28 protein-coding genes are annotated in these 25,664 nt (G+C 50.9%); 14 read left to right on the top strand and 14 right to left on the bottom strand.

Annotation, left to right across the window (positions count from 1 at the left end; translation table 11 throughout):
* Positions 1–45: 45 nt before the first annotated feature.
* Together edd and zwf are read right to left on the bottom strand one after the other, a co-directional pair.
* The gene (edd, locus tag METMI_RS0104465; protein ID WP_019865040.1) at positions 46–1,866 is read right to left on the bottom strand and encodes a phosphogluconate dehydratase; all 1,821 of its coding nucleotides are present in this window, start codon (positions 1,864–1,866) and stop codon (positions 46–48) included.
* A gap of 95 nt (positions 1,867–1,961) precedes the next feature.
* Entirely contained in the window at positions 1,962–3,431 is a 1,470-nt protein-coding gene (gene zwf, locus METMI_RS0104460; protein WP_019865039.1) for a glucose-6-phosphate dehydrogenase, read from the bottom strand.
* A 317-nt stretch (positions 3,432–3,748) separates the two neighbouring features.
* Between zwf and METMI_RS0104450 the strand changes: the two genes are divergently transcribed.
* The 4 genes from METMI_RS0104450 to METMI_RS0104435 all read left to right on the top strand — a co-directional run bounded on the left by METMI_RS0104450 (position 3,749) and on the right by METMI_RS0104435 (position 5,152).
* The gene (locus METMI_RS0104450) at positions 3,749–3,985 is read left to right on the top strand and encodes a thioredoxin family protein (RefSeq protein ID WP_019865037.1); all 237 of its coding nucleotides are present in this window, start codon (positions 3,749–3,751) and stop codon (positions 3,983–3,985) included.
* 16 nt (positions 3,986–4,001) lie between these two features.
* Complete coding sequence (locus METMI_RS0104445) at positions 4,002–4,181, top strand: hypothetical protein (RefSeq protein ID WP_019865036.1); 180 nt, start codon at positions 4,002–4,004, stop codon at positions 4,179–4,181.
* A 15-nt stretch (positions 4,182–4,196) separates the two neighbouring features.
* Positions 4,197–4,574 (top strand): hypothetical protein, encoded by a 378-nt coding sequence (locus tag METMI_RS0104440; protein ID WP_019865035.1) that lies wholly within the window; start codon positions 4,197–4,199, stop codon positions 4,572–4,574.
* 230 nt (positions 4,575–4,804) lie between these two features.
* Positions 4,805–5,152, top strand: coding sequence for an FUN14 domain-containing protein (locus METMI_RS0104435; RefSeq protein WP_019865034.1), 348 nt, complete (start codon positions 4,805–4,807; stop codon positions 5,150–5,152).
* A gap of 32 nt (positions 5,153–5,184) precedes the next feature.
* Here METMI_RS0104435 and rho read toward each other — a convergent pair whose 3' ends face one another.
* On the bottom strand, positions 5,185–6,441 hold the full coding sequence (gene rho / locus METMI_RS0104430) for a transcription termination factor Rho (RefSeq protein ID WP_019865033.1): 1,257 nt from the start codon (positions 6,439–6,441) through the stop codon (positions 5,185–5,187).
* A gap of 194 nt (positions 6,442–6,635) precedes the next feature.
* Entirely contained in the window at positions 6,636–6,962 is a 327-nt protein-coding gene (trxA, locus tag METMI_RS0104425) for a thioredoxin TrxA (RefSeq protein WP_019865032.1), read from the bottom strand.
* Between the two features lie 113 nt (positions 6,963–7,075).
* On the opposite strand from trxA, the gene METMI_RS0104420 reads away from it, so the two are divergent.
* Positions 7,076–8,437, top strand: coding sequence for a DEAD/DEAH box helicase (locus METMI_RS0104420; protein WP_019865031.1), 1,362 nt, complete (start codon positions 7,076–7,078; stop codon positions 8,435–8,437).
* On the opposite strand, the gene yrfG is transcribed toward METMI_RS0104420, so the two are convergent.
* Positions 8,400–9,056, bottom strand: a complete 657-nt coding sequence (gene yrfG, locus METMI_RS0104415) for a GMP/IMP nucleotidase (protein WP_019865030.1) — start codon at positions 9,054–9,056, stop codon at positions 8,400–8,402. The two genes, METMI_RS0104420 and yrfG, sit on opposite strands and share 38 nt — an antisense overlap.
* A 43-nt stretch (positions 9,057–9,099) precedes the next feature.
* Between yrfG and nudE the strand changes: the two genes are divergently transcribed.
* Positions 9,100–9,654, top strand: a complete 555-nt coding sequence (nudE, locus tag METMI_RS0104410; protein WP_019865029.1) for an ADP compounds hydrolase NudE — start codon at positions 9,100–9,102, stop codon at positions 9,652–9,654.
* Between the two features lie 44 nt (positions 9,655–9,698).
* On the opposite strand, the gene METMI_RS0104405 is transcribed toward nudE, so the two are convergent.
* The 5 genes from METMI_RS0104405 to METMI_RS0104385 form a co-directional block, all read right to left on the bottom strand.
* Positions 9,699–11,411 carry a BatD family protein gene (locus METMI_RS0104405; protein WP_019865028.1) on the bottom strand — a complete coding sequence of 571 codons (1,713 nt, stop codon included), beginning with the start codon at positions 11,409–11,411 and terminating at the stop codon, positions 9,699–9,701.
* 215 nt (positions 11,412–11,626) lie between these two features.
* On the bottom strand, positions 11,627–12,175 hold the full coding sequence (locus tag METMI_RS0104400) for a response regulator transcription factor (RefSeq protein WP_019865026.1): 549 nt from the start codon (positions 12,173–12,175) through the stop codon (positions 11,627–11,629).
* On the bottom strand, positions 12,153–13,532 hold the full coding sequence (locus METMI_RS0104395; protein ID WP_029151480.1) for an ATP-binding protein: 1,380 nt from the start codon (positions 13,530–13,532) through the stop codon (positions 12,153–12,155). Before METMI_RS0104395 ends, METMI_RS0104400 begins: the two co-directional genes overlap by 23 nt.
* A gap of 8 nt (positions 13,533–13,540) precedes the next feature.
* Positions 13,541–14,716, bottom strand: a complete 1,176-nt coding sequence (locus METMI_RS0104390) for an NnrS family protein (RefSeq protein WP_019865024.1) — start codon at positions 14,714–14,716, stop codon at positions 13,541–13,543.
* Positions 14,713–15,516, bottom strand: a complete 804-nt coding sequence (locus METMI_RS0104385) for a ferritin-like domain-containing protein (RefSeq protein WP_029151479.1) — start codon at positions 15,514–15,516, stop codon at positions 14,713–14,715. The genes METMI_RS0104390 and METMI_RS0104385 overlap by 4 nt, the downstream gene beginning before the upstream one ends.
* Position 15,517: 1 nt before the next feature.
* On the opposite strand from METMI_RS0104385, the gene METMI_RS0104380 reads away from it, so the two are divergent.
* From METMI_RS0104380 to METMI_RS0104335, 8 genes are all read left to right on the top strand, one after another.
* Complete coding sequence (locus METMI_RS0104380; protein WP_019865022.1) at positions 15,518–15,901, top strand: VanZ family protein; 384 nt, start codon at positions 15,518–15,520, stop codon at positions 15,899–15,901.
* 481 nt (positions 15,902–16,382) lie between these two features.
* Positions 16,383–16,850, top strand: a complete 468-nt coding sequence (locus METMI_RS0104375; RefSeq protein ID WP_019865021.1) for a TRADD-N-associated membrane domain-containing protein — start codon at positions 16,383–16,385, stop codon at positions 16,848–16,850.
* Between the two features lie 675 nt (positions 16,851–17,525).
* Positions 17,526–17,792: an addiction module protein gene (locus METMI_RS0104365; RefSeq protein WP_232215177.1), complete on the top strand. Its 267-nt coding sequence runs from the start codon at positions 17,526–17,528 to the stop codon at positions 17,790–17,792.
* A complete protein-coding gene (locus METMI_RS0104360) occupies positions 17,789–18,082 on the top strand; it encodes a type II toxin-antitoxin system RelE/ParE family toxin (protein ID WP_019865018.1) in 294 nt (97 codons plus the stop codon). The genes METMI_RS0104365 and METMI_RS0104360 overlap by 4 nt, the downstream gene beginning before the upstream one ends.
* Positions 18,083–18,298: 216 nt before the next feature.
* The gene (locus tag METMI_RS0104350) at positions 18,299–18,793 is read left to right on the top strand and encodes a hypothetical protein (RefSeq protein ID WP_019865016.1); all 495 of its coding nucleotides are present in this window, start codon (positions 18,299–18,301) and stop codon (positions 18,791–18,793) included.
* A 170-nt stretch (positions 18,794–18,963) separates the two neighbouring features.
* Entirely contained in the window at positions 18,964–19,557 is a 594-nt protein-coding gene (locus METMI_RS0104345; RefSeq protein ID WP_029151478.1) for a GNAT family N-acetyltransferase, read from the top strand.
* Complete coding sequence (locus METMI_RS0104340) at positions 19,554–20,426, top strand: carbon-nitrogen hydrolase family protein (protein WP_019865014.1); 873 nt, start codon at positions 19,554–19,556, stop codon at positions 20,424–20,426. Before METMI_RS0104345 ends, METMI_RS0104340 begins: the two co-directional genes overlap by 4 nt.
* Positions 20,426–21,415 carry an L-threonylcarbamoyladenylate synthase gene (locus METMI_RS0104335; protein WP_019865012.1) on the top strand — a complete coding sequence of 330 codons (990 nt, stop codon included), beginning with the start codon at positions 20,426–20,428 and terminating at the stop codon, positions 21,413–21,415. Before METMI_RS0104340 ends, METMI_RS0104335 begins: the two co-directional genes overlap by 1 nt.
* Positions 21,416–21,420: 5 nt before the next feature.
* Here METMI_RS0104335 and def read toward each other — a convergent pair whose 3' ends face one another.
* The 4 genes from def to METMI_RS0104315 are packed head-to-tail and all read right to left on the bottom strand — an operon-like array spanning position 21,421 to position 25,650.
* On the bottom strand, positions 21,421–21,948 hold the full coding sequence (def, locus tag METMI_RS0104330; RefSeq protein ID WP_019865011.1) for a peptide deformylase: 528 nt from the start codon (positions 21,946–21,948) through the stop codon (positions 21,421–21,423).
* A gap of 4 nt (positions 21,949–21,952) precedes the next feature.
* Positions 21,953–24,043: a polyphosphate kinase 1 gene (gene ppk1, locus METMI_RS0104325; RefSeq protein ID WP_019865010.1), complete on the bottom strand. Its 2,091-nt coding sequence runs from the start codon at positions 24,041–24,043 to the stop codon at positions 21,953–21,955.
* A 34-nt stretch (positions 24,044–24,077) separates the two neighbouring features.
* A complete protein-coding gene (locus METMI_RS0104320) occupies positions 24,078–24,734 on the bottom strand; it encodes a class I SAM-dependent methyltransferase (RefSeq protein WP_019865009.1) in 657 nt (218 codons plus the stop codon).
* Positions 24,735–24,747: 13 nt separating this feature from the next.
* Positions 24,748–25,650, bottom strand: coding sequence for a 1-aminocyclopropane-1-carboxylate deaminase/D-cysteine desulfhydrase (locus METMI_RS0104315; protein WP_019865008.1), 903 nt, complete (start codon positions 25,648–25,650; stop codon positions 24,748–24,750).
* Between the last annotated feature and the right edge of the window lie 14 nt (positions 25,651–25,664).

Raw genomic sequence — 25,664 nt, 5'->3', positions numbered from 1 at the left:
GTTGTGTTAGTTTAAATTCAATTGGTTAGGGTTAGACGGCTATGTTTAATCAATGACAAACAGATTGCTCGCACCTGTTTCGGCGGTGGTCGCACCTTGGCGGAACCCTCCGAACATTTCCCGTCCCATACCAAAATGGTGGTTTTTCGCGGAGTTTTCTTCCGGTAAACGGCCGTTAAACTCGGTTTCGTCAACCAACACATTCACATCGCCCGTTTTGATGTTCAGGGAAATGATGTCGCCGTTACGTACTTTTGCCAGCGGCCCGCCGTTGATGCATTCGGGGTACATATGGATGGCGGAAGGCACTTTGCCGGACGCGCCGGACATGCGCCCGTCAGTCAACAAGGCCACTTTGTAGCCTTTGTCCTGCAATAAACCTAGCGCCGGGGTCAGTTTGTGCAGTTCCGGCATCCCATTGGCGCGCGGGCCTTGGAAGCGCAACACGGCGACAAAATCGTGGTTCAGTTCGCCGCGTTTGAAGGCCGCCATCATTTCGTCCTGGTCATCAAACACCACGGCGGGGGCTTCAACCACTTGATGGTCTTCGGATACGGCGGAGACTTTGGAGATGCCGCGCCCCAAGTTGCCACGTATCAGATGGATGCCGCCACCCGGTGCAAACGGTTTTTCTACGGTGGCGATGACTTCGGTGTCCAGCGACGCGGCGGGGCTGGCCTCCCAAACCAAGTTGCCGCCAATAATTTTCGGCTCTTGTGTATATTGGCCCATGCCGTGCCGGTCGCCAATTGTCAAAATGTCTTCGTGCATCATGCCGTGTTTGAGCAGTTCGGCAATCAGCACGCCCATACCGCCAGCGGCTTGGAAGTGGTTGACGTCAGCCGGGCCGTTCGGGTAAATCTTGGTGATCAATGGGATGGCTTTGGACAGATTGTCAAAATCATTCCAGTTGATGATGATGCCCGCCATCCGTGCTATGGCAACTAGGTGCATGGTGTGGTTGGTCGATCCACCTGTCGCCAGCAAGCCGATCAGGGCATTTAAGATGGCTTTTTCGTTGATGACATGGCCGATGGGGCGGAAATCATTGCCTAAGGCGGTAAATTTCAGGACTTGCCGGGCGGCGGCTTTGGTCAGTTCATCGCGCAATGGCGTGTACGGATTGACGAAGGAGCTGCCTGGCAAATGTAACCCCATCATTTCCACCATCATCTGGTTGCTGTTCGCCGTGCCATAAAACGTGCAAGTGCCAGGGCTGTGGTAGGATTTGGATTCGGACTCCAACAATTCGGCGCGGCCGATTTTGCCTTCTGCATATTGTTGTCGGGCGCGGGATTTTTCTTTGTTGGTGATGCCGCTGGGCATGGGGCCGGCGGGGACAAACACGGCGGGCAAGTGCCCGAAACTCAACGCGCCCATCAGCAAGCCCGGGACGATCTTGTCGCACACCCCTAGGTACAGCGCACCGTCAAACATATTGTGGCTCAAGCCAATGGCGGTGGACATGGCGATCACGTCGCGGCTGAACAGGGACAATTCCATCCCGGCCTGGCCTTGGGTGATGCCGTCGCACATCGCAGGGACGCCGCCCGCAAATTGCGCCACGCCACCTGCGGCGCTGATGGCTTCTTTGATCAGGGCGGGCGCGTCTTTGTATGGCTCATGCGCGGACAGCATGTCGTTATACGAGGAGATAATGCCTATATTGGCTTTTTTATCGCCCGCCAAATCCAGTTTTTCGCCTGCGCCACACGCGGCAAAGCCATGTGCCAGGTTACCACAGCCTAACACGGAGCGGTGCGGGCCTTTGCCTATCGCCCCGTCGATACACACCAAATAGGCTTCGCGGGTGCGGTGGCTGCGGTCAATGACTTCTTTGGTGACTTTTTCTAATAATGGGTGCATGGACAATCCTGATAAATCAACGGCGGTTATTTTTAAGTTCGGAGGCTTTTAAACCTGAAAGGTTTTTGAAGACTTTCAGGGTATGGTTTTTTGATTTACTCTTCCCAAGCCCTGCCATCCCTGGCAATCAGCGCGACCGATGCGACCGGCCCCCAGGTTCCTGCCGGATAGGATTTGGGCTCGGCATTGAGATGTTGCCAGGCGTTCTGTATCGAATCAATCCATGTCCACGCCTGTTCGATTTCTTCGCGGCTTAAGAACAAGGTCGGGTTGCCGCGCATGGCTTCCAGCACCAATTTCTCATAACCGCCGAAGATCCGGCTCTTTTTGAAGGCTTCGGAAAAGCTTAAGTCGAGCTTGGTTTTTTTCAACTTGATATGCTCGTCAATGCCGGGGATTTTATTGAGCATTTCAATTTCCACACCCTCGTTGGGCTGCAAATGGATGATCAGCTTGTTGGGGGGCAACTCGCGGAAACTGTCGCTAAAAATGTTATGTGGCAATTGTTTGAAGTAAACGACAATTTCAGTGCGTTTGCTGAGCATGGCCTTGCCCGTGCGTAGGTAAAAAGGCACGCCGGCCCACCGCCAGTTGTCAATGTCCACACGCAAGGCCACGAAACTTTCAGTGGTGCTTTCGGTGTTTGCGCCTTCTTCCTCCAGGTAACCCGGGACCGCCTTGCCTTTCAAATAGCCGGCCGAATATTGCCCGCGTACGGTTTTTTCTTCAACGTTGTTGAGGGTGATTGGGCGCAATGCCTTCAGGACTTTGATCTTTTCGTTATGGATGCTTTCGGCTTCCAGATTGACAGGGGGCTCCATGGCAATAAATGTCAGGATCTGCAATAAATGGTTCTGCACCATGTCACGCAATTGCCCGGTTTTGTCGAAATAGTCCCAACGGCCTTCAATGCCGACCTCTTCGGCAACGGTGATTTGGATGTGGTCGATGGTGTTGTGGTTCCAGTTGGTGGTGAAAATCGAGTTGGCAAAGCGTAACGCCAGCAAATTCAGCACCGTTTCTTTCCCTAGATAATGGTCAATGCGGAAGACTTGCTTTTCGCTAAAGACGTTAGCCACCACATCATTGATTTCTTTGGATGATTTTAGGTTGTGGCCAATGGGTTTCTCCATGACCATGCGGGACTCTTCAGTCAAAATCCCGGATTGGTGCAATCCCTGACAAATGTTTTTAAACAAAAATGGCGATACGGCAAAGTAATTGACCAGCACCCGGGTTTTGCTGTCGGTGACGCTTTTTAATAGTTTGTATTGCTCCGTTTGCGTCAAATCAATTTGCAAATAAGCCAGCCTGGCCGAAAAGCGTTTCCAAACCACTTCGTCCATTGCCTCATTTAAAAACTCCTGCAAGCTTTTATAGGCAATATCAATAAATTGTGCATTGTCATGCGCATGTCTGTCGACACCAATGATGCGGGTGTCCGGTTCTATCAGTTGGGCATTTTCCAACCGATACAAAGAAATAAGTAGTTTGCGGCGGGATAAATCGCCGAGTGCGCCGAAGAGAACCAAATCACAGGGTTTAAATGCTTTTTTGTCTTTCATTACTTGTCGCCAGTTAAAAAGAGAGGCCGGTGTGGGAGGTGAGCAATTAATATGCCGAGATATTAGCTTCTTATTATCTCAGAAATTGTTTGAATGTGCTGTACTGATTAGCCACGTTAAACATGCAAAATTGGCAATTGGCGTTACAAAATGGGCGCAAACACCGGGAATTTTTGATCTATTTTGGTGCAAAGATGGGGTGGCTTAACCAAAATGTGGCGCGGCACAATCCATTGCAAAATATCATTTTTTGGATTGACAATGGACTAAAAACTCACATATAGTATCGACTCGAAACCAAAAAAGGAGAGCGATTTATGAATACTGCGATTTTTTATCATGCTGGATGCCCTGTTTGTGTGGGGGCCGAACAAATGGTGGCTGACGCCATTGATCATGGCAGGTATGCCGTTGAGGTTGTGCATTTGGGGGAACAGGCGGGACGTATTTTTGAAGCGGAACAGTCTGGCGTAAAGTCAGTCCCCGCACTACTGCTAAATGGCCAAGTTTTCCATATCAACTTCGGCGCATCATTAGACGACTTAAAAAAATAATAAAAAAGGTGTGACAATGAACGGACAAGAACAAAAAAAAGATAAATTCTGGTTGTATGTGGGTGGCGCCATGTTCCTGATCATTGCCGGTATCGCAATGGTCAAGCAAAGTGAGAATGAAAAATTCGCCCCTATCAAACAGCAGTTAGACGAGGAAAATGCCCAGATGAACATCAGGGTATTGGATGGCAATTAACAAAGGAGCGATTTCATGAAATATAAATTAACCGCTCTGCTGCCTTTGGTGGTTTTGCTCTCCGGCGCATCATTTACTGGGGAGGCATTGGCGACCGAATACATTTATCGGGATTTGATGGCGAACACCTTGCCGTCACCCGGCTGTGCAAGCGAAGCCGAGGCCATTGGCCATGCGTCCAAGCCGTTCAACATTAACAAGTACAGCAAGAAGTTTTGCCAGTCGCAAGGGTACGGTTGGCATGTCGATGCAGTCAAGGACAACGGTAAACCTGTTTGCCAGGATTGCAGCGGGGGCAATGTTGGCAAAAAGCAATGCCATCTTGAAGATGTTGTGGTGACCTGTAAACGCATTAAACCCGGTTCGGTTGGTATGTTGCCGGGAAAAAGCTGAGCGGCTTGGCATGGGTTTAGGTGGGCTGTAGCTCAAGAGTCAAATTATCTTCCTCCATTATATGGCCGGATAGCTTGCGCTAAGCCCGGCCTTTTTTGCCGCTGTTCCTTTGGCATAGTGGCGTCCATCAGGATCATAGTTAATTTGTTATAATGTTTCCGGTTGAAAAGCCGCTTTTCTGGTGCTTATGCCGCCGGAGAGGTTTATAAAATAACGGGACTACAACAACTATGAGTAACAATATTCTCCAGTCTTCACCTTCAGAAGACCTTTTCTCTTCGGCTTTTCTCTTCGGTAATGTCGGTGCGCCGTTTGTTATTGGTATGGCGGTCGGTTATTTTGCCAAGAAAATGCTCCGCATCACCCTTTTTGTTTCAGGCGCGGCTATCGTGATGTTGTTTGTGGCTGAATATTATGGGGTGGTCAATATTAGCGACGCGGACTTGCAGCATGCCGCCAATTCCGCAACCCATGCGGCAAAAACGTCAGGGGATTTTTTGGTGGGCCGTTTGTCTAGCATCACCAGCAAAGGCGTGAGTGGTGTGGTGGGTTTCTTTGCTGGTTTTAAATTGGGGTGAGAGCTTGGGCTGGTTGATGAAGTCGTTGGTTTTTAGCGTTTCATCGAGTCAAAAAACTCGGCATTGGTCTTAAAGTCTTTTAGTTTGCCGATTAAAAATTCTGATGCCGCCGTTTCGTCCATAGGCTGCAAAATTTTGCGCAGTATCCAGGTTTTTTGCAAGGTGTCAGGGTCGACCAGGTATTCTTCGCGGCGGGTACCGGAGCGGTTGATGTTAATCGCCGGGTAAATGCGTTTTTCGGCAATTTTGCGGTCCAGATGCAATTCCATATTGCCCGTGCCTTTGAATTCTTCGTAAATCACCTCGTCCATCCTAGAGCCGGTATCAACCAAGGCGGTGGCGATGATGGTCAAGCTGCCGCCTTCTTCGATATTACGCGCCGCACCGAAAAAGCGTTTGGGTTTTTCCAGGGCGTTGGCATCGACGCCGCCCGTCAATATTTTGCCTGATGAAGGCACGACCGTGTTGTAGGCCCTGGCGAGGCGGGTGATGGAGTCTAACAAAATGACTACGTCGTGTTTGTGCTCGACCAAACGGCGGGCTTTTTCTATCACCATTTCGGCAACTTGCACATGGCGGACGGCGGGTTCGTCAAAGGTGCTGGAAATCACTTCCCCGCGCACACAACGTTCCATCTCCGTGACCTCTTCAGGGCGTTCGTCGATTAACAGGACAATCAGATAACATTCGGGGTTTTGCTCGGCAATCGCTTGGGCGAGGCTTTGCAAGATCATGGTCTTACCGGCTTTCGGTGGCGAGACGATCAGGCCCCGCTGGCCTTTACCGATAGGCGCGATCAGGTCGATGATGCGTCCGGTCAGGTCTTCGCTGGTGCCGTTGCCTTGTTCGAGGACAAAGCGCTCTTTGGCAAACAGGGGGGTTAGGTTGGAGAAGTAGATTTTGTTTTTGGTGTTTTCGGGTGGCTCAAAATTGATTTGCTCAACTTTAAGCATGGCGAAATAACGTTCGTTGTCTTTGGGTGGCCGTATTTTACCGCTGATAGTATCGCCCGTTTTTAGCGAGAACCGCCGGATTTGGCTAGGGGAAACATAAATATCATCTGGGCCTGCGAGATAGGAACATCCGGGTGTACGTAAAAAACCAAAACCATCTTGTAAGATTTCCAAAACGCCGTCGCCGTAAATGTCGTCGCCTGCTTTCGCTTGTTTTTTAAGGATGGCGAAAATTAAATCCTGCTTGCGTGATCGGGCAACATTTTCAAGGCCTAAAGACTCGGCGATGTCAATGACTTCACTGATTTGTTTAAGTTTTAACTCGGTAAGATTCATAAAAAAGATAACCCGAAGGAAAGCGGTTAGTGCTGTACAGCCTAACTACTTGTATAGGATGGATGGATTGATAATTCAGGGGTGTAACTATCGGATGATATGATTGAGTGCGCGTGACCACCGCACCGGATAAGTATAACTGATGCACTCAGACCCGTCCAACCTTTTGTGACAGATCTGAGCCAATAGGCAAGCTAGATATTGGTGTCAAGAAATTTGGTAAGTTCTGATTTGGTCAGAGCCCCGACTTTAGTGGCTTCCACTTCGCCATCCTTAAATAGCATCAGTGTTGGGATGCCGCGTACGCCATAATGTTGTGGCGTTTTGGGGTTCTCATCTATGTTCACTTTTACTACAGTCAATTTGCCCGCATATTCTTCCGCAATAGCATCCAGAACCGGGGCAATCATTTTACATGGCCCGCACCATTCAGCCCAATAATCGACTAGGACAGGGCCGGCGGCCTTAAGGACTGTTTCACTAAATTCACTATCACTTACATGAAGGACTGAGTCACTCACACTAATTCTCCAACAAATAAAATTCGAAACTATAGGAGGCTTGGCAACGTGAGTCAATCAATTTTTAGGCTTAGCATTTTAACCTATTGGGATTTTACGTTATGCTATAGCCCATGAAACAGACTCATCTCACTGAAACACGCTTTAGCAATTTGGAATTATCTGACAGTATACTCCGTAGCCTCAATGAGGCCGGGTTCAAAAACTGCTCGCCCATTCAGGATAAAGCCCTCCCTTTGCTGCTACGCAATAAAGATATTGCCGGACAAGCCCAAACCGGAACCGGTAAAACGGCGACGTTTTTATTGGCCGCTTTCCAGTATCTCATCAATGACGGCTATGACGAACCGGTGGATGTTGATCCGGAAGATGTTGATATTGAAATCGTTCCGGCACCTGTTGCCGTTCCTGTCAGAAAAAAAATCAATAACCCTCGGGCCATTATCCTCGCGCCAACCCGTGAGCTGGCGATCCAGATACATAAGGATGCGTTGCAGCTCAGCAAGCATTTGGATTTGAAATTCGCGCTGATTTACGGGGGTACGGATTACGAGAAGCAGCGGGAAAAAATAAAATCCAATGTCGATATGATTATCGGCACGCCAGGGCGCATCATTGATTTTTACAAACAAAAAGTTTTTACGTTAGAGCATGTCAAAGTCACTGTCATGGACGAAGCTGACCGCATGTTCGACCTGGGTTTTATCAAAGACATCCGCTATCTGTTGCACCGCATGCCGCCGCCCGATAAGCGCTTGAATATGCTGTTTTCAGCGACCTTGTCTTATAAAGTGACCGAGCTGGCTTACGAGCACATGAACAATCCGGTGCTGATCCGGATCGAAAGCGAGGAGGTCACTTCCAAAGCCATACAGCAAAGCGCGTTTTGCCCCTCTAACGACCAAAAGCTGCCGCTGTTGCTTGGCATCCTTAACCAATACCAGCCCTTACGCAGCATTATTTTTGTCAACACCAAACGCTGTGCCGAGCTACTGGATGACACGCTCAATGCCAACGGCTATAAGACCGCCGCCCTGAGTGGCGACGTGCCGCAAGATAAACGCCAGCGCTTATTGAATGATTTTCAGGAAAACCGCATCACCTTGCTGATCGCCACCGATGTTGCCGCCAGAGGGCTGCATATCGCCGATGTGTCGCATGTGTTCAATTACGATTTGCCGCAAGACGTGGAAGATTATGTGCATAGGATAGGCCGCACCGCCCGCTTTGGGGCCAGCGGCGAGGCGATCAGTTTTGTTTGCGAGCAGTACGCTTATTCCATGCCCGATATTGAAGAATACATTGGGCAAAAAATCCCTGTCAAAGCCATCCCTAAGGAGCTGTTGGCCGAAGTCATCGTGCCGGAAAGAAAAATACGCGAGGCTAGGCCAGCCAATGGCGAAAAACGCTTTAAAACCGGTGGCAAGCCTTTCAAGCCTAAAGCCCGCCCATCAACTCCCGAAAATCCTCAATAGCCGGAAAGCCGTTAATCTCGCGTTTAGGTAGCTGGCTATCCGGTTTGGCGACGGCGACGACATGGGCGATGCCAAACCGCCGCGCTGATTCCAGCACCGCCAAATTGTCATCCACCAACAATGTCCTTTGTTTGTCAAACGCTTGTTGTTGCTGCAACAAAGCCCAAAAGCCTGGCTGTTCTTTGGCGGCCCCTAGTTCGTGGGAACAGATAATGGCGTCAAAAAAAACATGTAAACAGGTTTTTGCCATTTTTATATCAAGGCCGCCCCGATGCGCGTTGGTCACTAAAAACAATGCCCTTGATGAGGAACGGGTTTTTTCCAGGAAGTCCGTGACATGCGGCAGCACGGTGATCAGTCCGGCAATTTCCGCCTTCAATCCGGCAATGTCCAATTGCAGGGCGTCACTCCAATAATCTAAACAGTACCATTCCAGCTTGCCCTCCATGCTTTTAAAGCGCGGTATGAGCTGCCGTTTTGCTTCTGCTAGGGATAATCCTTGCTGCTGGGCATATTTCAACGGCACAAATTCCTTCCAGAAATGGTTGTCAAAATTCAAGTCCAGCAGTGTGCCGTCCATATCCAGCATCACGGTATCAATTTTGTTCCAATCTATCATAAGAGTGCGTTATAGTTAGGTCACTGAATTTATAAATATCCCGATGGCACAAAAACCGACTATCCTTACCAAAACCCTTGTTGCTAAAAGCCGTTTGTTCAGGATCGAAGCATTGGACATACAGTTTAGCAATGGCGAGTTACGCCAATATGAACGCCTGGCAAGAAGCGGTATGGGCGGCGCCGTGTTGGTTGTCCCGATGCTTGACAGCACAACGGTATTATTGATCCGCGAATATTCGGCAGGCACACACCGCTATGAATTGGGCTTGCCGAAAGGCAAAGTCGATGCGGGCGAATCGTTTTTTGAAGCGGCCAACCGCGAACTGAAAGAAGAGGTCGGTTTTGGCGCCAATAGCCTATATCATTTAAGCACGTTTTCCGTCGCCCCATCCTATCTCGAACACACCACCGAAATTATCCTTGCCCAAGACTTGTATGCCGAAAAATTGGACGGTGACGAGCCGGAAGAATTGGAAGTCATCGCCTGGAAGCTCGCTGACCTTAACGCCCTGATGGCGACGGGCGAGTGCACCGAGGCGAGGTCTATCGCGGCGTTGTTCATGGCGAGGGAATATCTGGAGCAATCTGCCAGTTAAGTTTAGATACAGATCCACACCCTGCCATAACGGGTTGGCAGTCTCTACAGCCGATACAAAGGTTCTAGCGGGCTGTCTTCTTTTCCCGCCAACTTTGCCCGCGCCTGATTCTCAGTAAAGGTCTGGAACAAGCGTTTGCCTTGCCATTGGCCGGTATCCTTACCATACAACACCTGGTTCAGTTCCTGGATCTCATCACGCAAACGCGCCTCGCAATGCGTGGCAATCGCGCCCAGGCTGGTTGCTTGGAATTGCTGTCGTCCCCAATCCAATAAGGCTTTTTTGGCGGCTGGTGCGTCATTTTCGGCGCAAGCCTTTTTTAAGCGCTTAACCGTGTCTTTAAAGCGCATTTCCCTCTCCATGGCGGCTTCATCAGGCATGGCTTTGTTGGCAGGTTTGTTACGCAAAAAATAAACCAAGGTCGCAAGCCACCCTACTGCAAGCACTAACGCCAGCCAGGGCCAGTAATCGTCGGTAGGGGCTGGCGTTGTGCTGGTGATCGGTGCGGCGGGTGGCCTTTCCACGGGCTTTAAGGCCGCAGGTGGCGCATGGGTTGCCGGGGCTGGTGCGGGCGCATCGGCTCCGGCTATGGCGGTGATTACGGTTTCCGGGATGCTGGCCACTTCCATTTTCTGGGTTTGGGTGTTGAACCAGGGGATGGAAACCGCAGGTAAGGTATAGCTGCCTGCTTGGGAAGGGATCAGGGCGATTTTTTCTTCCCGGAAGGCGGTCAGGCCGTCGCTGCCCTTGTTTTCTTTTAGTACAGGCTGGTCGGGATAAGTCTTAAATGCGCCGTTATTTTGGCTGGAACCCAACTCCGGCAATTGCCCGACAGTGATGCCCTTGGCTTGCAGGGTCAACGTCCGGGTCAAGGGTTCGCCCACTTTCATGTGCGCCGTATCGCCAGACCACGCCTGTTTCAATTCCAATTGTTCGGCAGGCAGCCAAGGGTGGCCTGCGGTTAAGCTGGGGGCGGGTTTGATGTCCAATTTGATCGCGGGCGATTCGACGCGTTTCGTCTTGGCGACTTGGGGGTTAAAAAAATTATTGTAAAGCGAGCGGTTGGCGCTTAGCACTTCGGCGGTCAATACCAAGGGCTTAATGGTCAAGGCACCGCTTTTTTGCGGGAAAACCGCGTACTTGCGTTCTGTGACCGAATACGCAACGCCATTGATTTCGGTGTTGTAGTTGGTGTCTTCACCTAGTTTTTCGATCACCGCGTCCGCCAGTTCCGGTTCGGACAATTGCGCCCTGGCAATCTCAACGCGGGTAAAAACCCGCAGGGTGTAAATGATTTGCGCTTGGATATATCCGTTGGTTGGTGTGGCTTCGGCTTTTAGAAACACTTCCTCATGGGTGTCGGCATCTTGTTGCGTGCCGCCTTGCTGCACTTGCACCGGTACCGGCGCGGTGACATCGTCACCAAAATGGATGGCCGGGATTTCCAAATTCCCCGCCGTTTTTGCGATGACATTTAGCGTCCATTGGATTGTTTTGCTGGTTTGCCCGTTAATCCATGACGAACTGCTGCCTTGGCTTTGGTGGAGTATCGAAAAATTTTGCTCCAGCGGGCTAAAATCAGGGTCATCGTCAGGTTCCTCGGTGGCGGTGAAAATGACCTGGAACGAATCATTCAGATTGACCGGATTGCGGTCTACGGTCACTTGGATTGGTGCCGCCCAGCCATACTTTGGAATGGCCAGCAAGAACAGCAAGGGCAATAGCCGAAAAAATTGGAACAGGTTTGTCGGTAACATAAGTTTAGCTTTCATCTTTCAAGTTTTGAATATGGAAAGTAAAGGCGTGGCAGATAAATTCAACTTTTGTGACGGCTGGTTCGCCGAGCAAGGAAAGCCCGCGAATCAACGGCGGGATGCTTTTGCCCGCACGCCATGCCGGATAACCCTCAAGGGGGGCTAATGGCTTTGAACCCCATTATTTGTAATACATGGGAATCCCCATTCCATCAAATTCACTCGCGCACCGGTTTTTTATCCAATTTCCTTTGCAAGGTACGCCGGTGCATGTTCAGTGCGCGTGCGGCGGCGGAGATGTTGCCGTCATAGCGCATCAGCACTTTTTGCAAATGCTCCCACTCCAGGCGTTTGATAGACAAGGGGTTTTCGCTGATGGATACCGACGCGTCACCTTCGTTTTTATTCAGCGCGTTGACGATCTCATCGGCGTTGGCGGGTTTGGTCAAATAATGGATCGCGCCGAGCTTGATCGCTTCAACGGCGGTGGCGATGCTGGCGAAACCGGTCAGCATGACGATTTGGGTGTTGTCATCCAGGGAAATCAGTTTCTTGACCAATTCCAAGCCGGATTCATAACCAATGCGCAAATCTATCACGGCATATTCGGGCAGGGTTTGTTCGGCCAGCGCAATGCCGCTGGCGACATCGTTGGCGACCAGCACTTCATAATTACGTTTTTCCAATGCGTTTTTCAAGACCTTACAAAAAGTCTCGTCATCATCTACCAATAATAACCGCGGTTTATCCAGTTCCTGTGCTGTCATCGTTTTGCTCTGCATTTAATAGGGGTATGGTAATTTCTACACAAGCGCCGCCTGAGTCGAGGTTGTATAAATTTATTTTACCGCCTAAACGTTGGATCGTGGAGTAGGTCAGGAATAAGCCAACGCCCAGGCCACGCTTTTTACTGATGACAGGTTGTTTGCCCGTAAATTCCAGGACTTCTGCAGGTAAGCCGACACCAAAATCGCGGATTTTGATCACCGCTTGCTGTAAATCCCAGTTGGCATGCAGTTCAATGCCTTTTTCCACGGGTGAAACTTCAGCGGCATTGTTCAGGATATTAATGATGGAGTGGGTCAGCGTGCGTTCGGCGATAATCTTCGCGTCCGTGTCCACGTCGGGGTCGATGATGAAGTTAAGCTTGGTGGAGGCTTTATGGGTCCGCCATTGTTTGATGACTTCGTCAATATACTCAACGAATAAGATGACCCGGCCTGATTCGGCGCGGAGTTCGCCCGCCGAGGCCGACATCACCGATAAGGCGGCCTTACAACGCTCAATTTCCTGTTTCATAATCAGGGTTTTTTCGTGCAAATCAGGAAAACGGTGTTCGGGATACTCTTGCTCCAGTTCATGGGTGACGATAGCAATAGTCCCTAATGGCGTCCCCATATCATGCGCCGCGCTTGCCGCTAAAGTCCCCAAGGCCACCACCCGTTCGTCACGGAGCGCGTTTTCGCGGGCTTCGGCGAGGTTACGTTCCTGGATACGTAAGGCGATGGCCAGTTCCACAACAAAAAACGCCACCAAGCCTGCGCTGAACACAAAGCCAAACCACATGCCGAAAATATGCAAATTAAAATAGTGCTTATCGCTTAGGGCATGGGCTTGCTGCAAGGCGTCATAATTCACCCCCGAATGCAACAAATGGGGATTGGGCGAATGTGGCTCTATGGCGGGCAAGGGGATATTGAAGGCCATCAGCACCGTGTACATGGAGGTGGTGATGATCACCATATACCAGGCATAAGAATGCGGCAGCATGATCGCGGTGATGATCACGGGCAACAAAAACACCCAAATGATCGGGTTCGATGCCCCCCCGGTCAGATACAGCAAGGCGGCGATGGCGACCACATCCATAATGAGTTGGATGAAAATCTCGGTTTCATTGACCGGTTCTTCCGCCTGCAAGCGCACCGAGGTGTAAAAATTCAATGCGCCGATCATGAACACCACCATCCAAAGCTGCTGTTGCGGCAGGTGGATGTTCAGGCCATAGGACGAGAGGATGATCAGCAAAGATTCGCTGAGTATCATCAAATTCCTTAAGATGAACAGCCAGCGCAGGTTTTGCCGTGCCGAGAACTCTGATTTAGGGGAGACGTGTGAAAACATGGCGGGGTTTAACCTTCTTGGCCGTCAATGCGGGCCTGGGTCAGGATGGGCAGATAAACCACAATGAACAAGGCGAATGCCGCCAACCAACATAAGGTGGAACCATAGACCAACCAGTCATACCAATTTGGCAAGGCGATGGGCAGCAATACCCGCAGTAAGGCGGCAACGTTGATCAACACAAAGGCCAGGGCGATGGCATTGGATACCCGCAACGCCCGTCCGGTATGCCCTAAAGATACCCGTGCCATCATCCCCAAGGTCACTACGGCAATGCCTCCGACAGTAAACGCATGCAACGCTAATGAAGGCAAAACCAGTTGATAGGCCGCTAGTGCAGTCAGGCCAAATCCAGTGATAATCCAACCATAGCCAATATACAACACCCACAACAAGGGCACGTAGCGGATCCTGGGCACGTACCAGCCATAGACTCTGGCAAAATTGGCCAGTGCGGCAATGATCGCCGCCACCGCCAACCCAGTGCCGGAAACATGGGCCAGTTGTAAGGCAAACACCAACACCGCGCTGGCGATCGAAAGGCCCTCTATCAATGGGTTTTTTGTCACCATCGTGCCGGAAATGGCGCGTTCGGTAAAAAACGGATAAACGCGTCCGGCAATCACCAGGATCAAGACAACCAGCGTCGCCAACACCAGCCCGATGCCCAGGTTGGCCGAAGCATTTGTCCAGCCGAGCATTTGCGCATGGACCAGGCCATTACCGGCCGCCAATACCAGCAAGATGGCGACGAACACCAAGTTGACCGTTTGTTTGGCTTGCAAAATGGGCAGGCTGACGCGGTAAGCCAACAAGGGCAAGAAAAGAAAATCCACCAAGGCAATTAAGCTATCGGGCAATAATCCGGCATAGAACGGCAGAATCCGTCCATAAAGCCACAATAGGCATAGGCCCCCCAATTGGTCTCCTGATAACGTGGGGCGGCCTGTCCAATTTTTTACGGCGGTCAATAAAAACCCGGCGACCACGGCAACCGAATACCCCAGCAGCATTTCATGGGCGTGCCAAAGGTTAGGGACAAAATAGTTGGCATGCACCAGTTCACCTTTAAAAATGGCGTTCCAGAGGACGATCAGCATCAATGCCGACAACCCGGCGAGAACGAAAAAAGCCCTAAACCCCAACGCGAACAGCGGATAATCAAATATGTTTTTTGTCTTCATTGTGATGAATCTTCCAACCAGTCCAATTCAGTATCAGAAAAGCCTGCAATTATACGCATTTCTCGGTTAAATGGGCCTTTTGGCCTGCCGCCTTGGTAATATTGTTTAAGCATTTGTTGGTAATGGCTTTCTGGATCCAGCCCTTGTTGCAGGCAGCACCACTTAAACCAGTACGAACCGCGTTCGACATGCCCCACCTCATCAGCTAAAATCCGCCCTAACAACGCGGCACTGGCGGCATCACCCATTTGCTTGAATTTACTGATAATGCCAGGGGTTACATCCAAACCCCGCGCTTCCATGCAACGCGGCACCAACGCCAAGCGTGCCAACACATCCCCGGCAGTGTCCTTGGCATGATCCCACAAGCCGCCGTGTGCGCTAAGGTCGCCATACGCCAAACCCAAACCAGCCAAATGCTGGCAAATCAATTCAAAATGTTGCGCCTCTTCGTCGGCAACCGTCAGCCAGTCTTGGTAGAATGCGTCCGGTAGTCCCCGGAAGCGGTACAAAATGTCCCACGCCAAATAAACCGCCATAAATTCAATATGGGCGATGGCATGGAAAAATGCCCCGACCCCGCCGGGTTGCGTCAATTTTCGGTTAGGTACCAGGCGCGGCGGCAACAATTGCGGTTGGGCGGGAAACAGTATGCGGCCAATATCAGCGGGTGGATGCAAGGAAGCCAAGCTTAATTCGCCCCGGCAGAAACGCGCCTTGGCTTCATGCGTCAAAGCCAATTTTTCAGCAATGTCGGCGTTATGCAAACACGCTTCGGCATAATCAAACAGGTTATCCATCATGATGAGAGTTTTAGAAGTTTTCGGGTTACTGGCGTATTGCGGGTTCATCTATTGGCTATCCGACCAAGCGACACTGCCGACGCCGGATTTGTTTTCAGGCGAAGATAAACTGCATCATGCCGGGGCTTATTTTATCCTGGCCGCCTTGGCCTGGGCCAATTTCAGGCGTATCGCCAAACCGCCTATTATACGGGCGGTGGCGGTGATTGTTTTCAGCAGTTTATACGGCGCGTCCGATGAGTGGCACCAATCGTTCGTGCCAGGGCGCAGCCCGGATGTGTTGGATTGGCTGGCGGATACGTTGGGGGCGGTTTTGGCGGTGTTGGTGTTGTCCACGAAATACACGAAAAGCACGAAAAATGGAGTGCGTAGGTCAGGTTAGCGACGGCGTAACCTGACAATCCCGGAGCGGCATGTTGGCCTTCACCCATCCGGTGCATTACGCTATCGAGACTGTGAAAGAGTTATTTTATGTCCACGAAAATCACGAAAATCACGAAAAAACACGAAAGTGTAAAACTAGATTAAGTGTAAGTTATTGAAAGTTATTATTTAATTGTTTCGTGTTTTTTGTGGGCAATCATTAATTCTTAGAGCATTTTGCAATACTTTCACAGTCTCTATCGCTAATGCGCCCTACGGCTCTGATCCGATAACCTGATGGGTGGCGACCGCGTAACGTCCTCCGAATTTTTAGCACGGGGATTTATCGGTGTAAAACTTACTTGCCCGGATGGGTTGCTAACAAAAAAGTCAAGGCGTATATTCCTGAAAAATCAAGGGGGGCGTGTAAATACCATGCGCCGTTTGGTGTGTAATTCACGGCACCTTTTTAGGTGTCTACTTAACGTTGGGGGAAATTAATGCCTAATACATCAAATCAACCAAACAAAAATTATGACAAAACACCTGAGCAACTAGAAAAATATCGAAACATCAATGTAACCCATCTCTCTTGGAGCTTCTGGTCTAGCTTAGTCAGCTTATTTGCTGGGCTTGTAGCTTTACTTAGCGGCGTTTATCTTGTTATGCAAGGAAACACCGGGCTATCTTCTCAACTAACTGTCATTGGCGGCGTATTAACTGAATTTATTGGCGCAGGTTTTTTCATTCTTTATTCAAAAAATGTAAAGCAACTAAATATCTTCTATGAACGCCTTATAAAGCACCAGGATGTTCTTTATGCAATTAGCCTCGCCAGGGAAGCACAAGAAGACCATAGGGCTGATTTAATTAAAGCTATAATCGGCAAACTATTAACAACAAATGAACCGCCAACCCCGCCAGACGTGCTTAAGGCCATCCTTGAAAGCAATACCCGCAACTCGTAAGGTGCACACTGTAGGGTGCAATAGGCGGTTAGTCGTATTGCCAGGGTCACCTCATTAAAAGTATAAGTATAATCAGTTACTTAAAAATTTGCAGTTTGTAGTCAAATATGTATTTTTCAAACCATTGCCAAATATGCAGGCAATTCATTGATGAATACAATGAGTTACAAACGGCAGAAAATTACTGTCATTAAATCGATAAAACGAAAATATATAACTGACTGTTTTATTTTGATATTTTAATGAGGTGACCCTGGTCGTATTGCACCGCATGTTGGCCTTTGATCATCCGGCGCATTACGCTATCGCTAATGCACCCTACCGCTACCGCTTGAGCCGGGTAGGGTGGGCAACGCTTTTCTGCCCACCACTTACGAACTGTTTGGCTCATCGGCGGGTCTGCGGGTTGTGCGGCTCTGTGGTGTAAGGGCTGTTCGGATGTGGGTCAAAATGTGCTTCATCCTATGCCCAACAAGTCAGTCAGGGGCACGCCGCCCGTTGGCGGTTTTGAAGTTTTGTTTTTTTATCAAGGTTCGGTGGCTTCGCTAAAGCTCACCAAGCGGCGCGCGCCTGTAAAGTTGGGAAAAAGAGCAACCATCCAACAAATGGAATTGGTAAAAAAATAAAAATATGGTATTCAATTAAATAACCAATGCTTTTATTTACTGTGTACCATTGGCTAACTCAGAAAACGAACAACTTTTTGGTTTTTTAATTATGAATATTCAAGCTATTGAACAAGAAGTTTTGCATCTACCGATTGAAGAGAGGGCCAGGCTCGCCGAAAAGCTGCTTTCCAGTTTGGATGCCTTATCGGAACAAGAAATAGAAAAGCTCTGGCTTGTAGAAGCGCAACGTCGAGCTTCAGAAATTGATAATGGAACGGTCCGGCTTGTTTCTGCTGAAGAAGTGGAGCGAAAAATCCAGGCAATTTTGCAATGATATATGCTTTCCACCCTGAGGCAGCGGCAGAATATGCCGAACATGTTGCATTCTACAAATCTCTGCGTACAGAACTCGGAACGCGTTTCCATGAGGCAGTTAAAGCGGTAGTTGCCAGTGTCTGTGAAATGCCCGCACGCTACCGCGCTGAATGTCCACCAGCCATTCGCAAGGCAAGAGTTCAGGGTTTTCCTTACGGCGTCATTTTTCGGGAAGTTGAAGACAACATTCAAATCCTTGCGGTTGCACACCATCGCCGCCGCCCTCTTTACTGGCTGGGCAGGCTTTAAATTACGCGTCTATGGATTTTGCTTTATCTGGCATGTGTGTTTAAACAAGTGTTTGTTTTTTCAATTTGGCTTTGGGGTGTGTTGCAAAAGCCCAATAAGCCAGGCAACGGGACTGCCCGCCGTTCTGGCTGGTGAAGTCAGTTTTTTTCACAGGCAGGGGCTTCGCTGTAGCCAATCACGTAGGCAGCTCCTTGCCGTAACGTTGGGCAGTACAAAATGGAGTTACTTGGCAAAAATTGGTCAGTTGATTTAAAAATCGCATTTAATGCTTATTTGCTCTCCGTTACATACGCTAGCTTAAGCTTTACCTTGTTACTGGAGTGCTTCACTATAATCTCTGGCGGCGGTTTTGAACTGGCTACTGGCAATGATTTTTTTACCAAGGCACAACATTTGTTAGTCATGACAATGCTTTTTTTTACAATCAGTTGGGTATTCACTTTTGTAACCGCCATCCTTCCTTTCTTGTTTGGCATCATGGTTAGTAATCAATTCAAAATATCAAATCGGCTGTACTTTGCAAGTGGTTCTTCTTTAACTGCCGCCATGCTCTGCTCTCTTTTTGTCAATATTCCCGAACTTGGAATCGATGTACAACCGCCAGAACCCTCGTTTTGGCAGAAATATTTCAGAGTGCTGCCATTTTTTTTGGCATCTGGATCAATTGTTGGCTTGGCCTGCTGGAAATATATAATTAAAAAAGCAAAGTAGGCTGGGGTGACGCAAGGGGAACCCCAGCAGAGTGGCTTGTGGTGCTGGGATTGCGCTATTGCTTCATCCCAGCCTACGACACTGGGTTTTCGCGAACCAATGAAATTCCCCAAACTACGCAAACCCCTGCAAGTTCAGCTAAAATGGCGGTTTTTGCATGGGAGCTTGTGATGTCCAAAATTATCCGCGTACGCCGCTACAGTGGCGAAGCCTTAATCCCTTATATCCCTGATTTGGCAAGGCTACGCATTGAAGTGTTCCGCGATTTCCCGTATTTGTATGACGGATCGCTGGATTATGAAAAAAAATATCTGCAAACCTATATCGACAATCCCGCCAGTGTGATTGTCTTGGCTTTGGATGGCGACAAGGTGGTCGGTGCGTCCACGGCCCTGCCGATGAAAGACGAGACCGAAGAATTGCAAAGGCCATTTTTGGAAAATGGCTACAACATTGACGATGTGTTTTATTGCAGCGAGTCGGTGTTGGACAAGAATTATCGTGGCTTAGGCATCGGCGTGCGTTTTTTTGAAGAACGTGAAGCCCACGCCGCCGATTTGGGCGGCTTCAAACATATCACTTTTTGCTGCGTCGAACGTCCGGTTGACCATCCGCGCCGCCCTGCCGATTATGTGCCGTTGGATGCGTTTTGGAACAAACGCGGTTATTTCAAGCATCCTGAGCTGAAAACCAGCTATGTCTGGAAAGATTTGGATGACACTGAAGAAACCGCCAAACCTATGACTTTTTGGTTGAAAAAATGAATGTAAAAATCGCCACCGCCCAATACGACATCAGCTTCCTCGCCAACTGGCAGGAGTATGTGGACAAAGCCACGCGCTGGGTGCGTGAAGCCGCCAGCCAAGGCGCGAAAATCTTGCTGTTCCCGGAATACCACAGCATGGAATTGGCCTCGTTGTTTGGCCAGGATGTGTATTCGTCCCTAGACAGGCAACTGGACGCCATGCAGGCTGTGCATGATGATTTTGTAAGCCTGTTCAAGGGTTTGGCAGGCCATCACCAATGCCTGATCCAGGCCGGGACGTTCCCGGTCAGGCTGGAATCTGGCGCATACCATAACCGCGCTTACCTGTTTTTCGCCGATGGCCGGGTCGATTACCAAGACAAATTGATGATGACACGCTTTGAAAACGAGCAATGGCATATCAACAGCGGCACGGAACTGAAAGTCTTCAGTACCGACTATGGCAAGCTGGCCATTAACATTTGCTACGACAGCGAATTCCCATTATTGGCGCGGCAACAAGTCGAGGCGGGCGCGGACTTGATTCTGGTGCCGAGCTGCACCGACACCTTGGCGGGTTATCACCGCGTCAAAATCGGCTGCCAGGCGCGGGCCTTGGAAAACCAATGTTATGTCGTGCAAGCGTGTTTGGTTGGCGAGGCACCGTGGTCAGAAGCCGTGGATGTGAATATTGGCGCGTCCGCCGTGTACACGCCAGTTGATAGGGGCTACCCGGACAACGGTGTGTTGGCGGCGGGTGAGCTGAACGCGGTGCAATGGGTGTATGCCGAGGTGGCGTTGGCGGGCATCGCCACGGTCAGGGCGCAGGGGCAAGTGTTCAATTACCGGGATTGGCCTTTGCAAACCCGGCCTGTGTTGGTTCCGTGATGGCCATAAAGCCCCGCTGGGCAGATGCCGAAGCCATCCAAGAAGCCGCGCAGTTATTACGGCAAGGCCGCTTGGTCGCCTTCCCTACCGAAACTGTCTACGGCTTGGGCGCGGATGCCAGTAACGCCGAGGCGGTGGCGGGCATTTTTGCTGCGAAAAGTCGGCCCGCCGACCATCCTTTGATTGTGCATCTGGCCGATGCGGCAATGATGCCTGGCTGGGCGGAGGAAATTCCTGACATGGCTTGGCAATTGGCGGAACGGTTTTGGCCTGGGCCATTGGCAATGGTGTTGCGTAAAAAAGCTTCCGTGCCGTTGGCGGTCACGGGCGGGCAGGATACGGTGGCGTTGCGCGTCCCTAACCATCCGGTGGCTTTGCAGTTGTTGCGGGCGTTTGGCGGCGGCCTCGCCGCGCCATCGGCCAACCGTTTCTGCCGGATCAGCCCGACCCAAGCTGCGCATGTGGCCGAGGAATTGGGCGATGCGGTGGCGATGATCTTGGATGGCGGTGCCTGCCAAGTGGGCGTGGAATCGACGATTGTTGATTTGAGCGGCCCGCAACCGCGTTTGCTGCGTCCTGGCCAAATCAGTGTGGCGGCGCTTGAAGCCGTGTTGCGGCAACCTTTAGTGTTGCCGGAGGCGGTGGCTTCGGAAATCCGCGCCCCGGGCATGATGGCGGTGCATTATGCGCCACAAACCGTGGCCTTATTGTGCCCGGTGGAACAATTACAGGCACGGGCCCAAACGTTATTGGCCGATGGGCAACGGTTGGGCGTGTTGGCCTATGCGCAAACCTTGCCAGCACATCCCCATTTGCAGGTGCTAGCGATGCCGGCTACGGCGGACGGGTATGCGCAAGCCTTGTATGCGTCTTTGCGCGAGCTGGACGGCTGGCAATTGGACAGGATTTTGGTGGAGCAGCCGCCGCAAACGGAAGCATGGCGGGCGGTCAATGACCGTTTGGGCAAGGCGACGTTGGCGGTGGCTTAAGCCAGTCAGGCGCTTAGCCTTTTGAAATATTCGCTTTCCGCGACAATATCACGGTTGTCTTCCACCCTGTCCAAAAACACCAGGCCTTCGAGATGGTCGTATTCATGCTGGAACACCCGTGCGGTGAAGCCTTCCAGCGGCAAGTCCACCAACCCGCCTCGCGGGTCGGTGTAATGCACCAGGATATTCACATAACGCGGCACTAAGGCACGTATCGACGGCACGCTCAAACAACCTTCCCAGCCTTTTTCCTTGGTTTCTGAAACAGGCGAAAACGATGGGTTGATCATCACCGTTGGCGCCATCACGGGTGCGTAAGGGTAGCGCGTGGTCGGGCGTGAGGCGACGATGATGATGCGTTTGGATAAGCTGATTTGCGGTGCGGCCAGCCCGACGCCTTGGGTGTTGGCAAGGGCCTGTTGCAGGGCGGTTATCATGGCGGCTGTCTCAGGCGCGGTGGCGTCGGCTATTGGTTCGGCGGTTTGCCGCAAAATATCCGCCCCCAATTGGGCAATGTCATAAACGGTACCCATGGCCTTATGCCTGCAATTCACACAAAAGCAGCGTTTGCGCCTGGACAGTTTTTTCCCCGCCGTTGCGTGGTAACTGCCGATAACTGCCATCTGGCTGCAAGAACCACACTTGTGAGTTATCTTGCAAATACAAATTCAGGTCATGCAGGATACGCGCGGCCAGCCTTTTGGATTCAATCGGGAAGCACACTTCCACCCGCTTGAACATGTTCCGGCTCATTAAGTCCGCGCTGGACGCGAACACTTCCTGATGCCCGTCATTGGCAAACACGTAAATCCGGGCATGTTCCAAAAAGCGGCCGATGACGGCCCGCACTTCGATGTTTTCGGAAACCCCCGGAACGCCCGGGCGCAAGCAGCAAATGCCGCGCACAATCAGCTTGATTTCCACGCCAGCCTGGGAGGCGCGGTACAGGGCTTGGATCAGCTGCTCCTCGACAATGGCATTGACTTGGATGATGATTTTAGCGGCTTTACCGTTTTTGGCGTGGTTGCTTTCGCGCTCGATTTTTTCTAGCAGGCCTTTGTGCAGGGTAAAGGGTGATTGCAGCAGTTTATTGAGCTTGGTCACTTTACCCAGGCTGGTGAGTTGCGCAAACACGCGGCGGACGTCTTCGCCCAACTCTTTGTCACAAGAAAACAGTCCGTAATCGGTGTAGATTTGTGCCGTTCTAGGGTGGTAGTTGCCTGTCCCCAGATGCACATAATTGCGCAAGTCCTTGCCTTCGCGGCGCAGCACCAGGCACATTTTGGCGTGGGTTTTGTAGCCGACCACGCCGTACACGACATGCACCGCCGCTTCCTGTAATTTGGAGGCCAAGTCGATATTGGCCTTTTCATCAAACCGCGCCCGTAACTCAATGACCACGGTGACGACTTTGCCGGCACGGGCCGCTTTTATCAGGGCGGCGACGATAGGCGATTCGGCACCCGTGCGGTACAAGGTCTGTTTGATCACCAAGACATCCGGGTCATCGGCGGCTTGCCTCAAAAACTCGACGACGGGCGAAAAGGATTCAAACGGATGGTGCAGCAAGATGTCGTTTTTCCGGATAGCCGCAAATATGTCCTTGTCTTTTGCCAGTTGGGGGGGGATGCTCGGTTTGAAGGGTTGGAATTTCAGTTCGGGACGGTCCAGCAAGTCATTGACTTCTTGCAGGCGGTTTAGGTTGACCGGGCCGTTGACCAAAAACAAACGGTCACGGGACAGGCGGAAGCGTTCCAGCAGGAAGCTGACTTTGTCTTCCGGGCAGTTCGCGTCGATTTCCAGGCGCACTTCATCGCCGTAATTGCGCATCGCCAGCTCGCCTTGCACGGCCAGCAACAAATCGTCGATGGCGTCGTCGTCAACAAAAAAATCACTGTTGCGGGTGACGCGGAACTGGTAACAGCCGGTGACGTTCATGCCCGTGAACAATTCGTTGATGAATTCATGGATGATGGAGGACAAAAACACAAAGTCATGCGGGCCGCTTTTGGTTTCTTCCGGCGGCAACTGGATAACCCTGGGCAAGCCGCGCGGGGCTTGCAGCACGGCGCGGCCGCTGTTACGGCCAAACGCATCCTTGCCCGTCAGCGAAACGATGAAATTCAGGCTTTTGTTGAGGATGCGCGGGAAGGGGTGTGCGGAATCCAGCCCCACTGGCGTTAAAATCGGCAGCAGTTCTTCGTTAAAATAGTGCGTCAGCCACTGGTGCTGCGCTTTTGTCCACTCTTTGCGGCGGATAAACCGGATGTTCTCTTTGGCCAGTTCGGGGATCAGGATTTCATTGAGGACGACGTATTGGTCGGCGACCAGCTCTTGGGCATGGACGCCAATTTTGGCCAATTGCTCTTGGGGCGTCGTGCCGTCGGCGCTGATGGCGTTAGGGTCGATGCTGGCCATTTCGATGATGCTGGCGACCCGCACTTCAAAAAATTCATCTAAGTTCGAGCAGGAGATGCACAGGTAATTGAGCCTTTCCAGCAAGGGCACGCTGGTGTTTTTGGCTTGGGCCAACACCCGTTTGTTGAATTCCAGCAAGCTTAAGTCGCGGTTGATATACAGCTCCGGTTTGTTTAAGTCGGTTTTGGGGTCGGTCGGGTTGATATCCATATTTTTTCCATCAATAAGCATTCAAGGTCACTATTCAAGGCACAGTGCCGGTGATAAATACATGCCGGTCACTAATTTGCCTAACATCGAAAGGCAGTTTGGCTTCGGCCAATTGCGCAATAATTTCTTCGGCACGAAAAGCCGCCAACAAGGATTGGTAAAAATCCCGTTGCAGGATTGCCGGCTCGTTACCGGCATAGGTTTTTACCATGTCCCTGGCAATGTCTGTGCTCCCAGGGCGCAACAAGTCCATGATAACAACACGGGTGCCTGTTCGGGAAAAACGTTTTACGGTTTGCCAAAGTGTCTGGGGGTCTGGCAAATGGTGCAGCAGGCTGTTGCTGAAAATAATGCCATAACTGGGCTGGGGCAATATGACATCGGGCAAGCGACCCTGAATAAAGCGTATCGGTTCAATTGCGTGATTATTGACAAAGGCTTCCGCATAATCAAGCATCACAGCCGAACCGTCGACGGCATGTAAACGGCTGGCCGGATAAGCGCGGGCAAACCGCCTGCTGATGTCCCCGCTGCCGCAGCCCAAATCCAGTGCGGTGCCTTTAAAATCATCGCCAATGAACGTTTGTAAGCGTTGGATGAAGTGGTTATGGGGGATTTCAAAATCCGCTTGGGCATAAGCTTGCACTTGCCCGGGATCTTCCATCAGTTCTGGTTCTAGTTGTCTAATCATGGTTGCCGGTGCATTACAGAAAGCCCCGGTTGCCTTGTAAGCCGCCGGTGTGGATGGCGATAATTTTTTGGCCGGGTTTGAAAGTGTTTTTTTTGATCAGGTCATACAGGCCAAACAGCATTTTTCCCGTGTAAACAGGTTCCAAGATAATGCCCGTGCCGCATTGGAACTCGCTGATAAAATCCATCAATGGCGCTGAGGTTTGGGCAAAGCCGCCAAAATGATAATCCAGGTTAATGTGCCAGTTGTCACGCGGGTGTTGCAAGAGATTTTCGACTTCCTGGTTGAGGAACCCGGCATTTTTTAAGGCCGCAAAACCTATGGCACGGCTGTGTCCAGGGATGGCGTTGATTAATCCGGCCAGGGTTGTCCCTGTGCCGCAGGGCACGCAAAGCCAATCGAAAGGTAGGGTGATTTCGCTGGCTGATTCGGCGACGCCCAGTAAGGCCAACGCTTGCGCGCCACCCTCTGGTAGCCAGTACTGCCCTGGTTGCAAACCGGGCAACCCGTCCCAGTTTTGATGGTTTCTGAGTATACGGTAATCGCCGCGGGAAACAAACTTAAGCGTCATCCCCCATGCGCGGGCATCCTGCAACGTGGGTGTCAGCGGGCCAGCGGGGTCGCCACGGATGTAGCCTATGGTCTGCAGTTTTAATAGCTGGCCAACGTAGGCCAAGGCGTGCAGGTGGTTTGAGTAAACGCCGCCCATGCTGATTAAGGTGTGGCTTTTGAGCGAGAGGGCGTGGTTGAGTATGTATTTCAGCTTGCGCCATTTGTTGCCGGAGATGACGGGATGGAGTAAGTCATCCCGTTTTAGCCATAGCTCAATTTGCTGCTGATCTAAAATGGGGGCGTTAATTTTAGTCAGTATGGAAGGCTGGAACTGCCGTTCCAGTGGGTGAAGGGCCGGTTGCATCAGATCAAATGCTT

Source organism: Methylovulum miyakonense HT12 (assembly GCF_000384075.1).
In the GTDB taxonomy this organism is placed as follows: domain Bacteria; phylum Pseudomonadota; class Gammaproteobacteria; order Methylococcales; family Methylomonadaceae; genus Methylovulum; species Methylovulum miyakonense.
The sequence above is the reverse complement of the archived record's forward strand: the minus strand, read 5'-3'. Positions and strand labels throughout refer to the sequence as shown.

Bases quoted from the DNA above. Each gene is read 5' to 3' on its own strand.
- METMI_RS0104315 (WP_019865008.1), bottom strand. From the start codon at position 25,650: ATGCAACCGGCCCTTCACCCACTGGAACGGCAGTTCCAGCCTTCCATA.
- METMI_RS0104405 (WP_019865028.1), bottom strand. From the start codon at position 11,411: ATGTTACCGACAAACCTGTTCCAATTTTTTCGGCTATTGCCCTTGCTG.
- nudE (WP_019865029.1), top strand. From the start codon at position 9,100: ATGGCACAAAAACCGACTATCCTTACCAAAACCCTTGTTGCTAAAAGC.
- METMI_RS0104440 (WP_019865035.1), top strand. From the start codon at position 4,197: ATGAAATATAAATTAACCGCTCTGCTGCCTTTGGTGGTTTTGCTCTCC.
- METMI_RS0104385 (WP_029151479.1), bottom strand. From the start codon at position 15,516: ATGGATAACCTGTTTGATTATGCCGAAGCGTGTTTGCATAACGCCGAC.
- METMI_RS0104445 (WP_019865036.1), top strand. From the start codon at position 4,002: ATGAACGGACAAGAACAAAAAAAAGATAAATTCTGGTTGTATGTGGGT.
- METMI_RS0104345 (WP_029151478.1), top strand. From the start codon at position 18,964: ATGTCCAAAATTATCCGCGTACGCCGCTACAGTGGCGAAGCCTTAATC.
- ppk1 (WP_019865010.1), bottom strand. From the start codon at position 24,043: ATGGATATCAACCCGACCGACCCCAAAACCGACTTAAACAAACCGGAG.
- METMI_RS0104395 (WP_029151480.1), bottom strand. From the start codon at position 13,532: ATGTTTTCACACGTCTCCCCTAAATCAGAGTTCTCGGCACGGCAAAAC.
- rho (WP_019865033.1), bottom strand. From the start codon at position 6,441: ATGAATCTTACCGAGTTAAAACTTAAACAAATCAGTGAAGTCATTGAC.
- METMI_RS0104400 (WP_019865026.1), bottom strand. From the start codon at position 12,175: ATGACAGCACAGGAACTGGATAAACCGCGGTTATTATTGGTAGATGAT.
- METMI_RS0104350 (WP_019865016.1), top strand. From the start codon at position 18,299: ATGGAGTTACTTGGCAAAAATTGGTCAGTTGATTTAAAAATCGCATTT.
- def (WP_019865011.1), bottom strand. From the start codon at position 21,948: ATGGGTACCGTTTATGACATTGCCCAATTGGGGGCGGATATTTTGCGG.
- METMI_RS0104375 (WP_019865021.1), top strand. From the start codon at position 16,383: ATGCCTAATACATCAAATCAACCAAACAAAAATTATGACAAAACACCT.
- METMI_RS0104360 (WP_019865018.1), top strand. From the start codon at position 17,789: ATGATATATGCTTTCCACCCTGAGGCAGCGGCAGAATATGCCGAACAT.
- METMI_RS0104335 (WP_019865012.1), top strand. From the start codon at position 20,426: ATGGCCATAAAGCCCCGCTGGGCAGATGCCGAAGCCATCCAAGAAGCC.
- METMI_RS0104320 (WP_019865009.1), bottom strand. From the start codon at position 24,734: ATGATTAGACAACTAGAACCAGAACTGATGGAAGATCCCGGGCAAGTG.
- METMI_RS0104420 (WP_019865031.1), top strand. From the start codon at position 7,076: ATGAAACAGACTCATCTCACTGAAACACGCTTTAGCAATTTGGAATTA.
- METMI_RS0104435 (WP_019865034.1), top strand. From the start codon at position 4,805: ATGAGTAACAATATTCTCCAGTCTTCACCTTCAGAAGACCTTTTCTCT.
- METMI_RS0104450 (WP_019865037.1), top strand. From the start codon at position 3,749: ATGAATACTGCGATTTTTTATCATGCTGGATGCCCTGTTTGTGTGGGG.
- edd (WP_019865040.1), bottom strand. From the start codon at position 1,866: ATGCACCCATTATTAGAAAAAGTCACCAAAGAAGTCATTGACCGCAGC.
- zwf (WP_019865039.1), bottom strand. From the start codon at position 3,431: ATGAAAGACAAAAAAGCATTTAAACCCTGTGATTTGGTTCTCTTCGGC.
- METMI_RS0104380 (WP_019865022.1), top strand. From the start codon at position 15,518: ATGATGAGAGTTTTAGAAGTTTTCGGGTTACTGGCGTATTGCGGGTTC.
- METMI_RS0104340 (WP_019865014.1), top strand. From the start codon at position 19,554: ATGAATGTAAAAATCGCCACCGCCCAATACGACATCAGCTTCCTCGCC.
- METMI_RS0104390 (WP_019865024.1), bottom strand. From the start codon at position 14,716: ATGAAGACAAAAAACATATTTGATTATCCGCTGTTCGCGTTGGGGTTT.
- yrfG (WP_019865030.1), bottom strand. From the start codon at position 9,056: ATGATAGATTGGAACAAAATTGATACCGTGATGCTGGATATGGACGGC.